Source organism: Massilia oculi (genome assembly GCF_003143515.1).
GTDB classification, from domain to species: domain Bacteria; phylum Pseudomonadota; class Gammaproteobacteria; order Burkholderiales; family Burkholderiaceae_D; genus Telluria; species Telluria oculi.
The window spans coordinates 1,890,039-1,903,135 of the sequence record NZ_CP029343.1 but is presented as its reverse complement, the minus strand read 5'-3'; the positions used below and the strand labels follow the sequence as shown (position 1 = coordinate 1,903,135).

The window sequence follows — 13,097 nt, the reverse complement described above, 5'->3', positions numbered from 1 at the left end:
ACAAGGGCGCCGGGCGGGCCGGCGGATCATCGGATCATGCCTACAGGCACTAAATTTGTAAAGGATTTGGTGCTGCTCAGATGCGTCCATACCACGTGGACGAATTGGCATTCCGGGCAGGATCGCCCGGAATGGATGGGACGGTATTGCGGTGCTTCGAGTGCGGTGCGTTAAGCGCGATGAAACAGTCTTGGCAAAGCTTTCACGGTCGTGGTCGGTTCGGAAACCTGCAGCCGGAACACCGCCAGCGCCTCGGTCAGCTGTCCGGTCTGGCCCGTCAGCGATTCCGCCGCCGCCGATGCCTCCTCGACCAGGGCCGCATTCTGCTGGGTCATCTCGTCGATGCTGCCGATCGCGCGGCCGATGTCCTCGATGCCCGCATGCTGGCGCGCGCCGGCGTCGGCGATCTCGCGCATGATGAGCTGCACCTTGCGCACCGAGTCGACGATCTGTTCCATCGTGGCCCCGGCTTCGCCCACCAGCGCGCTGCCGGCCCCGACCTTCGCGACCGAGTCGCCGATCAATTCCTTGATTTCCTTCGCCGCCGCCGCCGAGCGCTGGGCCAGATTGCGCACTTCGCTCGCCACGACCGCGAAGCCGCGGCCCTGCTCGCCGGCCCTGGCCGCTTCCACCGCCGCGTTCAGGGCCAGGATATTGGTCTGGAAGGCGATGCCGTCGATGGTTGCGATGATGTCGACGATCTTCTTTGACGAAGCATCGATGTCGCCCATCGTCGCCACCACATTGCCCACGACCTCGCCGCCGCGGGTGGCGATGCTGGTGGCGCTGGCCACCAGCGCGTTGGCCTGGCCGGCGCTGGCGGCATTCTCCCGTACCGCGCCGGTCAGCGCTTCCATCGCGCGCGTGGTGCGGTCCAGGTTGGCGGCCTGCGATTCAGTGCGCTGCGCGAGGTCGGCATTGCCGCTCGCGATCTCGGTGCTGGCGCTGGCGATCGTGTCGGCCGAGTTCTTGATGCCTGCCACCAGCGTCGCCAGGCGCAGGCGCATTTCGTTCAGCGCGACCAGCAGGCTGTCGTTGTCGCCGGACTCGATCCGGATGTCCATCGACAGGTCGCCGGCGGCCACCGCCTGCGCGATCTCGCGCGCATAGGCAGGCTCGCCGCCCAGCTGGCGCCAGATGGTGCGCACCACGAACCACGAGGTGATCGCCAGCGCGGACAGCACCGCCAGGGCGCTGGCGACCATCGCCACCAGCGTGTTGCGGACACTAGCCTGGCTGGCGGCAATGCCGGCCGCGAACTGGCGCTGGGCGCCATCGACGGTCTTGGCCAGGTCGGCGTTCAGGGACGCCAGCGCCGCCTGCATCTTGCCGACCGTCGCTTGCGGGTCGCCTTGCTCCATCTCGAGCATGATGCGGGCCGACGACAGGGCGGGCGCATAATAGGCGTCGAATTCTTGTTTGAGGCGTGCGCCGGTGACCGCATGGCCGGGGATCTGGCCGAGCTTGTCGAGGTCGGCGCGCACCTTGGCCGCCTGCGCGCCGACCTGCTCGATGCGCGCCTTGTCGCCTTCGGTGACGGCATCGGTCAGCCCTTCGGTGACGGCGGCGATGTCGAGGGTGACTGCCTTGACGGCATCCATCAGTGGATAGTCGACCGTCCCCGTGGTGGTGATCGATGCCAGCGCGCCATTCGCGATCGTCACGCTGGCGCCGGCCCCGAGGCCGAAGATGATGGCGGAATCGACGGGCAGTGCCCAGATCCTGCGCTTGATGCTCATGTTGTCTCCGGATATGCGAGACCCGCCGGACGGCGCTTGCCGCGGCGGGTCGACCGGGCAGCCGCGGCGATGCCGGCTGCCTGTATTGGCTTTACTGCGCGGTGTGGACGACCTTGACCGTCGCGTCGACCGCGCCCTTGTCGATATAGCCGATCGCTTTCGGGTTGGCGGCGACCGCGGCCTTGACGGCGGCGCTGTCGGCGACTTCCTTCGGCATCGTGGCCTTGCCGGTGAACACCAGCTTGGACCACAGGGCCTTGGCCTGGGCCGCATCCTTGTCAGCCACTTTCTTGTAGAAGTCCGCGCGGATCGGCGCGCCGTCCGGCTGGTCGATCGGCGTCATGGCCGTCGATTTGCCGAGGAAAAACTGGGCGACTTGTTCCTTGGTCATGGTGCTCTCGGCCGCCTTGGGGTTGACGACCACGACCACCTGGGCCAGTGCCGGGACGGCGGTGAAGCTTGCTGCCGCGCATGCGGCGAGTATCCATTTATTCATGCTCGCTCCCTCAGAACACGAAATCGAGGGCCACCGCGCCCACGGTCACGGGACCGGAGAAGCCCGGCTGTGCGTTGATGAACAGGCCGTTTCCGCGTGGCTTGATGCGGTCGACCTGTACCTTCAGCGCCACCGAGCTGGCGACATCCCAGCGCACGCCGATGGTGTCGGTGGTCTGCTCGCCCTGGCCCACGCCCGATACCGCGATGCGGCGCACGGCGCCGCCCAGCTGCTGGAGCGTCGGGGTGCAGGCCGCGGGATAGCCGGCCGGGCAGGCCGCAGGCACGGTGTTGTTAATGGCGCCGTCGATCTTCAGTTCAGACCGCGTGTAGTACGGCAGGAATTTGCCGATGCGGTAGCCGCCCATCACGTACCACGAGGTGGTGTCGTTGATATAGGTCTCGGTCTTGCGCTTGGCGAACTCGGTCTGCAGCACGAAGTTGTTCCAGTCGGCGGTCAGGCCGATCGAATTGAAGGTGCCCTTGGCGTCCTTGGCTTCGATCTGGCCGGCCAGGTCGGTCAACTGAGGCAGGCGATAGCCGGCGCCGGCGGCGCGCAGCGAACCGACCAGGGTGTTGAGCGAGGCCAGGTCGTCCACCGTGATCTTGGTGCGGGCGTGGCCGACGCGCAGGGTGAATGGGCCGTTCTCGGCCACGATGTTCAGCGCCAGGATGTCCTTGCCGCGCACGTGGAAATTGCCGACCGGCGACTTGATCTGGCCGGCTGCCAGTTGCGAGGTGATGCTGGTGTTGCCGTAGTCGTGGCGCCAGGTGATGTCGGCGCCGTCCACGCTGTTGAACGGCACTTGCGAGTACACCTCGGATGGCGGACGCAGCATGGTGTTGGCATAGCCGACGTTGCGGTAGTCCGAGATCATGAAGATCGGCAGGCCGACGCGGCCGACGCGCACGCTCAGCTCGTCCGAGATGCGGAACTTTGCGAACGCCCAGCTCAGTTCGGCGCCATAGTGTTCCTCGGCGTCCTGGCGCACCAGGCCCTGAGCGGTCAGGGACAGCCAGTTGTTGACGGTGTAATCGGCCTGCAGGCCGAGGTTGGAATCGACGCCGGTGCGGAAGTTGTCGGCGGCGCCGCTGGCCTGGTTCGGGCGGGCGAACTGTGCACGGTCATCGTCCGACCAGGTGAGGGCGGCGGTGCCGAAGCCGCTGATCTTGACGGCGTTTTCCTGCGCCTGGGCCATCGCAGGGACGACCAGGGGGAGCGCCAGCAGGCTGGCGAGAATCTTGTTGTTCATGACGGAGGGTGTGACTGAATCTGTTACGTGAGCTGCTAGGAAAGAGACGCTTGCACGGGCAGCAGGCATGAGCGCTGGAAATTATTCTATCCACACGGGAATTTTCACAGCAACAAATTTATGACAATTGGAGACAATTCGAGATGTAAAGACATGTTTTGTGGCTTAATGGACACATTGCGTTGTCATCATCAGTTCCACCAATGGCAAGTCGGCCCCGCGGCTGGCAATCTGGCCTGCACGGCTTGGTGGATGATGCCGGCGCCAACCGCCTCGTCGGCGGTATAGATGCGGGCCTGGCCGGTCAGGTGCGGCCGGATGTCGGTTTCGTGGCCTGCCTCGCGGGTGGCCTCGCGGAAAATGCTGGCATAGCGTTCGGCATCGAAATCCAGGCACTCGCGCCACTCCGACACGCGCGCATGGTCGGCCGCCACCAGGTTGCCGAAACCCCAGTGCAGCGGGTGGATCAGGAAGCGCGTGCCGGGGCAGGCATAGCGCTTCTGGCCGGCCAAAAAGATCACCACGCCGACCGATTCGACGCTGCCGATATTGTGGGTGGTGAGCGGGATCGGCAAGGACTTCAGGAAGAAATAGAGCGCGAAGCCGGCCGTCATATTGCCGCCCTCGGTCGAGATGTGCAGCGCGATCTCGGTCGCGCCTTTTTGCAGCGCTTCCAGGCAGCAGTTGCGCACCGTACAGGCGGAATTGTGGTTGATCGGGCCAATGAAATGAACGATGTGCAATGCCATGGTGCTCGCACTCCAGCGCAATGTATTACGGACATTCAAGCATAGCGATTATCCTCAGCGCGGCGCGTCCTCTTCGATCGGCGCGGGTTCGCCCACGCACTTGAATGGCGTGTGGCGAGGAGCGATGTCAATTCGCCTGCCATCGATCTCGAGATCGGCCACCGCCGGCGCGACTGCCCGCAGCTTGCCGGCGCGCATGGCATCGAGCAGCGGCGCGCAGTCGGCGAGGCCGTGCGGCAGGGCGCCGGCGAATTCCCATGCGCCGTCATCTCCCTGGCGCAGGACGGCATTGCCGTGGTTGGCGGCGCCAAGCAGGATGACTTCCGGCCGGGCATCGCCGCCGAGGTCGATCACGAAAACGTCGCAGATGGCGCCCTGGCGCTGCAGGCAATAAGGCAGGTACAGGTGTTGTTTGAACTTCCCCCAATCGAACCCGGCGAAACCGGCGGGCAGCGGCGTACCCGCCGGCCAGACGCGCAGGTTGTCCGCCACCTTCAGGTCAGGGACGGGTGCGCCGGGTTCCCGCGACTGGCGCAGGCGTGCCAGCTCCGTCCGCAGCCAGCCGGCGTCGTCTCCTTTGGCACCCTGTTCCAGCTGCGCGATCGCTTCGCGGCCATAGCGCGCGCCATGGTGGTACAGGTAGGCGACGTCCAGTTGCGACAGCTTGATCTGGCCGGACGCCAGGCGCGCCATCTGGCTGTTGACCGCGATGCGGGCCGGATCGAGGACGGGCGACAGCAGCAGCGCCAGCACCGCCAGCACCACGAAGGCGGCGGCGATATTGACGCCAGCCAGGGTGCGCAGCCAGCCGCGGCGCAGCGCCGCGGCCGCATAGCCGCCGGCATAGCAGGCCGCGACCAGCAGGCTGGCGGCGGCGATGACGCGGTCGGCCGACCAGCCGTGGTCGGCGACACGCAGCGCGAGGGCGTAGGCGGCGAGCAGGGTCAGCGGCACCAGCAGCAGGCAGGCGATGCGCGCGGCGACGGCCAGCACGCGCGCCGGCGGACTGGCGCCGTCCTGGTAGGCCGCATTGATCAATATGACGAAGGCGGCCGCCGCGCCGAGCAGGATGCCGCCGGCGCTGCGGGTGGCCCACAGCGGATCGAGGCCGGTGAACGGCAGGCTGGCCAGGAAGCCTCCCACCAGCAGCGTGAGCACCGGCAGAATCCAGGACAGCAGCACGTGCAGCAGGTTGCGGATGCCGCGCACGATGGCGGGCTTGACGTCGGTCAGGTGCATCGCCACCGAAAACGCGAAGGCGGTGACTGGAATGAAGAACCAGGGCTTGCCGATGGCCCAGCTCAGGAAATTCAGCTTGACCAGGTCGAACAGCGCGGCGCCCAGTTGCAGTACTGCCCAGGTGGCGCCCACGAACACGAGGCAGAACAGGATCTGCAGGTTGAGCTTCCAGGCGACCTCGAAGTAGCTGGCGTAGGCCGCGATACGGCGCCCCTCGCGGCTGGCCGCCAGCACCAGCGCATGGGCGATGAAGAAGCCGACCGCCAGGCAGAAAACGAGCATGCCGGACGGCCTGCCGCCCTCCCACTCAGTCACGCCGAGCCGGCGCCACATATCGTAGGCGGCCAGCAGGGCGATGACGGCGGCCGCCGACACGGCCCACGACGTCAGCTGGCGGCGCGACAGGTGGCCCAGGCCGCTGATCAGGATCACCGGCAGCAGCAGGCCGAGCATGACGAGCGGCCCGAACAGCTGCGGGACGGTGGCGGGCCAGGACTTGTCCTGCACCGCCATGTACATCAGGTAGAGCAGCAGGCCCTGGGCCAGGCCGTTGCCGATGCGCGTGGGGCCGAGCCAGGCCGGGACGAGGTCGTCGTCGCCGGACGAAGGGGAAAAAGAAGCGGTGGGCGCGGGCTGCTGCATGGCGTCAATCCTTGATCGTGGTCTCGATAGGTATCTTACTTCCGATCAATGTCGAATGACGCCCGCAAGTCTGCTAGCTGCCGCGGTAGGTCGAATACGACCACGGCGTCATCACCAGCGGCACGTGGTAGTTCTGGGTGGGGTCGGCGATGCCGAAGCCGAGTGTGATGCGGTCCAGGAATCGCGGCGAGGGAAGGTCGACGCCGCGCGCCGCGTAGTAGTCGCCGGCGTGGAATACCAGTTCGTACTGGCCGGCCCGCAGTGCGGCCCCTTCCAGCAGGGGCGCATCGCAGCGGCCGTCGGCGTTCGTCAGCGCATTGTCGAGCAGCGTGCGGCCGTCGGCGCCGATCGCGTACAGCTCGACCCGGATGCCGGCGCCGGGGCAGCCGTGGGCGGTGTCGAGTACGTGGGTGGTGAGTTTTCCCATCGTGGTCCTTGTCAGCAGGTGTGGACGCCCATCATAACGCCAGTACGGACAGATATAAGCGCCAGCCGGTTCTGGATATCACCCGCGCGATTTCGTGATGCGGCGACCCGCTTCATACTCACGAAATATTGCATCTTTAGGCTGTCGGCTTGCCAACTTCCGCACCAGCAGGCCGGAACGCGGCAGCTCTCTCATCCAACCTGAAGAACGCAATGAAGATCAAACGACATCAGATCGCCAGCGCCGCCGCGCTGTGCGTGACCCATGCACTGGTTGGCGTGCATGCCCAGAACACTTCCACCGCAGCGGCGCCGCTGCTGGCCGCCGCCGAACCGCAGGCCGTCATCGTCACCGGCACCCGCGCCAGCAACCGCACCCAGTTCGACACCCTGGCGCCGGTCGACGTCTTCAGCCGCGAAGAGATCGCGGCCGTCGAATCAAGCGACCTGAACGACGTGCTGGCGCAGCTGGTGCCGTCCTATGTGGTGCAGCGCCTGCCGATGGCCGACGGCCAGGTCTTCGTGCGGCCCGCCACCCTGCGCGGGCTGTCGCCGGACCAGACCCTGGTGCTGGTCAACGGCAAGCGCTTCCACCGCAGCGCCTTCCTCGGCGCGCGCGGCTCGCAGGCGGCCGACATGGCGCAGATCCCGACCAGCGCCATCAAGCGCATCGAGGTGCTGCGCGACGGCGCCTCGGCCCAGTATGGTTCCGATGCGATCGCCGGCGTCATCAACATCATCCTCGACGACACGGCCGGCGGAGACATCAACGCCCAGCATGCGCAATACGGCGAAAACGACGGCAAGACGAATACCGTGCGCGCCAAATACGGCTTCGCGTTCGGCGAATCCGGCCGGATCAACCTGTTCGCCGAAGCGGCGGACGCCGACCCCACCTCGCGCACCCGCCAGCGCCAGGATGCGATCGCCTTCCAGGCGGCCCACCCCGAGCTGAAGGTGCCGAACCCGGTGCAGCGCTGGGGCCAGCCGGAACTGGAAAGCCAGCGCATCGGCTACAACGCCAGCGTGGCATTGAAAGGCGAGCTCGAAGCCTACAGCTATGGCCTGTTCGGTCGCAGCGAAGGCGTCTCCGACTTCAACTGGCGCAATCCCGACACCAGCGGGAGTGTGTACAACAAAACCGCAGCATTCCCCGGCTGGGACGTGCGCAGCATCTACCCGACCGGCTTCAGCCCTCAGTACAGCAACGAGCAGGACGACCTGCAGGTGCTGGCCGGCGTGCGCGGCCGCTTCACCGAGGCGCTGGCATGGGACCTGAGCGCATCGTATGGCCGCAACCGCATCGACTACGGCCTGCACAACTCGATCAACGCCTCGCTCGGTCCAAACAGCCCGACCGCCTTCGACCTGGGCCGCCTGACCCAGGAAGAAAAGCTGGTCAACGCCAACTTCAATTACGAATGGGACGTGGCCGCGCTGGCGCGGCCGGTCAACGTCGGCTTCGGCCTCGAGTACCGCAACGAACGCTATGGCGTGCGCGCGGGCGAGGCGGCCTCGTATGCGGTCGGCCCCGGCGCCGCCTACGGGCTCGACCCGAGCGCCAACGGCGCCCCGGGCTTTTCCGAGCGCCAGGCCGGCCGCTGGGACCAGGACAGCTACGCGGCCTACGTCGACGTCGAAGTGCCGCTCAGCCAGCGCTTCTCGGTCGGCGCCGCGCTGCGCTACGAGGACTTCTCGGAATTCGGCGACAGCGTCAACGGCAAGCTGTCGGCGCGCTACGAGTTCACCCCCGACGTCGCGGTGCGCGGCTCCTTCTCGACGGGCTTCCGCGCCCCCACCCCCGGCCAATTGAATACCAGCAGTACCAGCCAGGGCCTCGACACCCGCACCCTGCTGGTGTTCACCAGTGGCCGCCTGTCGACGAGCGATCCGATCGCCGTGGCGCTCGGCGCCAGGCCCCTCACGCCCGAGGAATCGGACAACCTGTCGCTGGGTCTGACCTGGAAGGGCGCCATGGGCCTGTCGGGATCGGTCGACCTGTACCAGATCAAGCTGCGCGACCGCTTCAGCACATCAAGCTCGTTCCCGGTGCCGGCCGGGATGGCCAATCCGCTGCGCTACACCTCGGTCAACTACTTCACCAACGACTTCGATACCACCACCCAGGGCATCGACATCGTCGCCAACCACCTGAGCCGCGTCGCCGACGGCCGGCTGAACCTGACCCTGGCCTACAACTACAACAAGACGCAGGTCGACGACGGCAGCACCGCGGTCGCCTCCAACCTGACCCAGCGCACGATTTTCGAAGACCGCCTGCCGCGCCAGAAGGCCACCGTCAGCGCGGCGTACGAGCGCGGCGCCTGGAGTGCGCTGGGACGGATGCGCCACTACGGCGCCTGGACCGACAGCACCGGCAATGCGACCGGCGACATCTTCCAGCGCTTCGGCGCGATGCGCTTCTTCGACGCGGCGCTGAGCTACAAGCTCACGCCGAAACAGACCCTGCGCTTCGGCGTCGACAATGTGTTCGACAAGTATCCCGATGAAGCGGTATTCCAGGCCAGCCGCGGCCTGATCTACTCGCGCAATGCGCCGTACGACACCGATGGGCGCAATCTGTATGTCGACTATACGGTGAAGTTTTGAGCCGGCCCGACCCGCAGCGGCGGGCCTGGCTGCGGGCCGGCCTGGCGGTGCCGCTGGCGCCGGCAAGCGCGCTGGCGGCCGCGGCGCCGGCGCTGCCCGAGTTGCCCGAGCTGGCGCCGCCCGCGCTGACATCGGCCGAGCTGGCGCGCGACAACGCCTATTGGGGCCGGGTGGCCGCGTACTACGACGTCACCGACGACGTGGCGATGCTCGACAACGGTTACTGGGGTTCGATGGCGCGTCCCGTGGTCGCGGCCTACGGGCGTCACGTGGCCGAGGTCAATCACGGCAACGCCTTCTACGGCCGTCTGCGCTTTCCGCCCGAGTACGAGGCGGCGCGCGCCGCGGTCGCCCGTGCGCTGGGCGTGGAGCGCGACGAGATCGTGCTGACGCGCGGCGCTACCGAGGCGTTGCAGGCGCTGATCGGCGGCTACAACCGGCTGCGCCCGGGTGACACCGTCCTGTGCGCCGACATCGACTACGACAATATGATCACGACCATGGGCTGGCTCAAGGAGCGGCGCGGCGTCGAGGTGGTCAAGATTGCGGCGCCGGACGCCGCTACGGCGACCGTCCAGTCGCTGATCGACTGCTATGCGCAGGCGATGGAGCGCCATCCGAAGCTCAGGATGATGCTGCTCACCCACGTCAATCACCGCAACGGCATGGTCATGCCGGTGGCCGAGATCACGCGCATGGCGCGAGCGCGCGGCATCGGCGTCATCGTCGACACGGCCCACGGCTTCGGCCAGCTCGACATGCGCATCCCCGACCTCGGCTGCGACTACGCCGGCATCAACCTGCATAAATGGATCGGCGCGCCGGTGGGCGTGGGCGCGATCTACATCCGGCGCGGCAGGGTGGCCGACATCGATCCGTACATGGGCGAGAAGGACGGCGGCGACATCCGCACCCGGGTGCATACCGGCACCGTCAACTTCGCCGCCTACCTGGCCTTGCCGCTGGCGCTGGAACTCCACGCGCGGATCGGCGTGGCCAACAAGCAGGCGCGCCTGCACCACCTGCGCAACCGCTGGGTGGAGGCCGCGCGGGGGATCGCCGGCATCGAGGTGCTGGCCTCACCCGACCAGCGCCTGACCAGCGCGATCGCCTCGTTCCGCCTGCGCGGCAAGACCTCGGTGGCCGACAATGTCGCGCTGTCCAGGCGCCTGCTGCAGGAGCACGGCGTATTCGCCGTCATGCGCGACGGGTTGGCGTCGGGCGCCTGCGTGCGGGTGACGCCGGCGATCTTCACGCAAGAGGCGCAGGTCGATCGCCTGGTGTCGGCCTTGCGTGCCTGAGACCTATATCGGCGTCAAGAGCCCGCGTATGCGTCCGGTCATATACTGTTGTGGTCGTTGCAATATATGATCGGACGTATTCTTCCTTGTCGAGGGACGCCATGGCAGCTTCCTATCCGCGCGACCTGGCCGGCTACGGCCGCAATCCGCCGCATGCGCGCTGGCCCGGCGGCGCGCGCATCGCCCTGCAGTTCGTCCTGAACTACGAAGAGGGCGCCGAGAACTGCGTGCTGCACGGCGACCCGGCCTCCGAAACCTTCCTGTCCGAGATCGTCGGCGCCAGCGCCTTCCCGGCGCGCCACATGAGCATGGAGTCGCTCTACGAGTATGGCTCGCGCGCCGGCCTGTGGCGCCTGCTGCGGCTGTTCGAGGAGCGCCGGCTGCCCCTGACCGTGTTCGGTGTGGCGCAGGCGCTCGCGCGTCATCCCGAGGCCGTCGCCGCGTTTCGCGCACTGGGGCACGAGATCGCCTGCCACGGACTGCGCTGGATTTCCTACCAAAACGTCGACGAGGCGACCGAGCGCACCCACATGCAGGAAGCCGTCGAGATCATGCGTTCCCTGCTGGGTGCCGCGCCGCAGGGCTGGTACACGGGACGCGACTCGCCCAATACGCGCCGGCTGGTGGTCGAGCATGGCGGCTTTACCTATGACGCCGATCACTACGGCGACGACCTGCCGTTCTGGCAGCGGGTCGAGGCGCGCGATGCCGACGGTTTCATCCGCAGCACGCCGCACCTGGTGGTGCCGTACACGCTCGACACCAACGACATGCGCTTCGCCACGGCCCAGGGCTTCAATTCCGGCGCCCAGTTCTTCGACTACCTGAAGGACGCCTTCGACGTGCTCTACACCGAAGGCGACCCCGCCGGCCTGGACCGGCCCAAGATGCTGTCGGTCGGCCTGCATTGCCGCCTGGCGGGGCGGCCCGGGCGGACGGCGGCGCTGGCGCGCTTCCTCGACTACGTGATGCGGCATGACCGCGTCTGGGTGACACGCCGCATCGATATCGCCAATCACTGGAAAACGGTGCATCCTTATGTGGAATGAAGTATGACCGCGCGCCCGAGATATGCGAGTTACGTGATAATCAATATCAGAATGTGATGATATTGAGGCGGCTGCTGGATGGTAGCCTTCCGCCCTTGGCGAACAGTAAAGTGTCAATCCGAGACAGGCATGTCAGAACCGATCCGATTCCTCTTCCGTGGCGAAGTGCGCGAACTGCGCGATGCGCCGCCGACGCATACCATCCTGCAACACCTGCGGGAGGACTTGCGCTGCACGGGCACCAAGGAAGGCTGCGCCGAAGGCGACTGCGGCGCCTGCACCGTGGTGGTCGGTTCGCTGGAAGACGGGGAGGTGACCCTCAAGGCGGTCAACGCCTGCATCCAGTTCACCCCGACACTGGACGGCAAGGCCTTGTTCACGGTCGAAGACCTGGCCCAGGCCGACGGCGCGCTGCATCCGGTGCAGCAGGCGCTGGTCGAGTGCCACGGTTCACAATGCGGCTTCTGCACGCCGGGCTTTGCCATGTCGCTGTGGGGCATGTACCTCAAGCAGGAGGGCCGCGCGCCCGCGCGTCGTGACATCGATGATGCGCTGTCCGGCAATCTGTGCCGCTGCACCGGCTACCGTCCCATCATCGACGCCGCGCGCCGGATGGTTGAACTCCCGCCGGTCGCCTTCGACAAGGCCGCCCTGGCCGAGCGCCTGCGCGGCCTGCAGCGCAGCCAGGGTTTCAGCTACACGGCCCATGGCCAGCGTTTCCACGTACCGCGCACGCTGGACGAGCTGGTCGCCTTGCGCGCCGCGCATCCGACGGCCGTGCTGCTGGCCGGTTCGACCGACGTCGGCCTGTGGGTTACCAAGCAGCTGCGCGCATTGGACGACGTCATCTACCTGGGCCAGGTCGAGGCGCTCAAGATCGTGAGCGAGGATGCCGGCATGCTGGAGATCGGCGCCGGCGTGTCGCTGCAGGATGCCTACGCGGCGCTGTGCGAGCGCTATCCGGCCGAACTGTCCGAACTGTGGCAGCGCTTCGCTTCGCTCCCGATCCGCAACGCCGGTACCCTGGGCGGCAACGTCGCCAACGGTTCGCCGATCGGCGATTCGATGCCCTGGCTGATCGCGCTGGGCAGCCAGGTGGTCTTGCGCAGCAGCGAGGGCGCCCGCGTGCTGGCGCTGGAAGATTTTTATCTGGGCTATCAGCAGAAAGACCTGCGCGCGGGCGAGTTCGTGCAAGCCGTGCGCGTGCCGTTGCCGGCCGACGGGCTGCGCTTCCGGACCTATAAACTCGCCAAGCGTTTCGACCAGGACATCTCGGCGGTGTGCGCCGCCTTCGCCGTGACGCTCGACCAAGGCACCATCCTCGATGCGCGCATCGCCTTCGGCGGCATGGCGGCCACGCCGAAGCGCGCGCAAGAAACCGAAGCCGTGCTGCGCGGCCAGGCCTGGAGCGAAGCCACGCTGAGCGCGGCCATGGCGGCGCTCGCGCGCGACTACGCGCCGCTGAGCGACGCGCGCGCCTCGAGCAGCTACCGGATGCGCACCGCGCAGAACCTGCTTCGCCGGTTCTGGCTGGAGACGCGGCCGGAGAATCCGCTGCCGGCCAGCGCCGTCAACGCCTTTGCGCGCCTGTGAG

At 67.1% G+C, this 13,097-nt stretch carries 10 protein-coding genes; 4 read left to right on the top strand and 6 right to left on the bottom strand.

Translation table 11 applies throughout. The features are described from left to right. Positions 1–170 precede the first annotated feature (170 nt). From DIR46_RS08775 to uraH, 6 genes are all read right to left on the bottom strand, one after another. A complete protein-coding gene (locus DIR46_RS08775) occupies positions 171–1,739 on the bottom strand; it encodes a methyl-accepting chemotaxis protein (protein ID WP_109344899.1) in 1,569 nt (522 codons plus the stop codon). A gap of 91 nt (positions 1,740–1,830) precedes the next feature. Then, the gene (locus DIR46_RS08770) at positions 1,831–2,235 is read right to left on the bottom strand and encodes a hypothetical protein (RefSeq protein ID WP_109344898.1); all 405 of its coding nucleotides are present in this window, start codon (positions 2,233–2,235) and stop codon (positions 1,831–1,833) included. Positions 2,236–2,245: 10 nt separating this feature from the next. Next, the gene (locus tag DIR46_RS08765; RefSeq protein ID WP_109344897.1) at positions 2,246–3,487 is read right to left on the bottom strand and encodes a hypothetical protein; all 1,242 of its coding nucleotides are present in this window, start codon (positions 3,485–3,487) and stop codon (positions 2,246–2,248) included. Positions 3,488–3,678: 191 nt separating this feature from the next. After that, the gene (locus tag DIR46_RS08760) at positions 3,679–4,236 is read right to left on the bottom strand and encodes a ClpP family protease (protein WP_109344896.1); all 558 of its coding nucleotides are present in this window, start codon (positions 4,234–4,236) and stop codon (positions 3,679–3,681) included. A 54-nt stretch (positions 4,237–4,290) separates the two neighbouring features. Further along, positions 4,291–6,117 carry a DUF4153 domain-containing protein gene (locus DIR46_RS08755; protein WP_109344895.1) on the bottom strand — a complete coding sequence of 609 codons (1,827 nt, stop codon included), beginning with the start codon at positions 6,115–6,117 and terminating at the stop codon, positions 4,291–4,293. Between the two features lie 73 nt (positions 6,118–6,190). Next, on the bottom strand, positions 6,191–6,544 hold the full coding sequence (uraH, locus tag DIR46_RS08750) for a hydroxyisourate hydrolase (protein ID WP_109344894.1): 354 nt from the start codon (positions 6,542–6,544) through the stop codon (positions 6,191–6,193). A gap of 212 nt (positions 6,545–6,756) precedes the next feature. Here uraH and DIR46_RS08745 point away from each other — a divergent pair, with 212 nt between their 5' ends. The 4 genes from DIR46_RS08745 to xdhA all read left to right on the top strand — a co-directional run bounded on the left by DIR46_RS08745 (position 6,757) and on the right by xdhA (position 13,096). Beyond that, positions 6,757–9,153: a TonB-dependent receptor plug domain-containing protein gene (locus tag DIR46_RS08745; RefSeq protein WP_109344893.1), complete on the top strand. Its 2,397-nt coding sequence runs from the start codon at positions 6,757–6,759 to the stop codon at positions 9,151–9,153. Further along, positions 9,150–10,454: an aminotransferase class V-fold PLP-dependent enzyme gene (locus DIR46_RS08740; RefSeq protein WP_109344892.1), complete on the top strand. Its 1,305-nt coding sequence runs from the start codon at positions 9,150–9,152 to the stop codon at positions 10,452–10,454. Before DIR46_RS08745 ends, DIR46_RS08740 begins: the two co-directional genes overlap by 4 nt. Before the next feature lie 101 nt (positions 10,455–10,555). Further along, the gene (gene puuE / locus DIR46_RS08735) at positions 10,556–11,503 is read left to right on the top strand and encodes an allantoinase PuuE (protein ID WP_109344891.1); all 948 of its coding nucleotides are present in this window, start codon (positions 10,556–10,558) and stop codon (positions 11,501–11,503) included. Between the two features lie 129 nt (positions 11,504–11,632). Further along, complete coding sequence (gene xdhA / locus DIR46_RS08730; RefSeq protein WP_205289097.1) at positions 11,633–13,096, top strand: xanthine dehydrogenase small subunit; 1,464 nt, start codon at positions 11,633–11,635, stop codon at positions 13,094–13,096. The last annotated feature ends 1 nt before the right edge of the window (position 13,097 follow it).

What these genes read in the sequence shown, in the direction of transcription:
- DIR46_RS08760 (WP_109344896.1), bottom strand. Translation starts at nt 4,236, where the DNA reads ATGGCATTGCACATCGTTCATTTCATTGGCCCGATCAACCACAATTCC.
- DIR46_RS08745 (WP_109344893.1), top strand. Translation starts at nt 6,757, where the DNA reads ATGAAGATCAAACGACATCAGATCGCCAGCGCCGCCGCGCTGTGCGTG.
- DIR46_RS08770 (WP_109344898.1), bottom strand. Translation starts at nt 2,235, where the DNA reads ATGAATAAATGGATACTCGCCGCATGCGCGGCAGCAAGCTTCACCGCC.
- DIR46_RS08765 (WP_109344897.1), bottom strand. Translation starts at nt 3,487, where the DNA reads ATGAACAACAAGATTCTCGCCAGCCTGCTGGCGCTCCCCCTGGTCGTC.
- uraH (WP_109344894.1), bottom strand. Translation starts at nt 6,544, where the DNA reads ATGGGAAAACTCACCACCCACGTACTCGACACCGCCCACGGCTGCCCC.
- DIR46_RS08755 (WP_109344895.1), bottom strand. Translation starts at nt 6,117, where the DNA reads ATGCAGCAGCCCGCGCCCACCGCTTCTTTTTCCCCTTCGTCCGGCGAC.
- puuE (WP_109344891.1), top strand. Translation starts at nt 10,556, where the DNA reads ATGGCAGCTTCCTATCCGCGCGACCTGGCCGGCTACGGCCGCAATCCG.
- xdhA (WP_205289097.1), top strand. Translation starts at nt 11,633, where the DNA reads ATGTCAGAACCGATCCGATTCCTCTTCCGTGGCGAAGTGCGCGAACTG.
- DIR46_RS08775 (WP_109344899.1), bottom strand. Translation starts at nt 1,739, where the DNA reads ATGAGCATCAAGCGCAGGATCTGGGCACTGCCCGTCGATTCCGCCATC.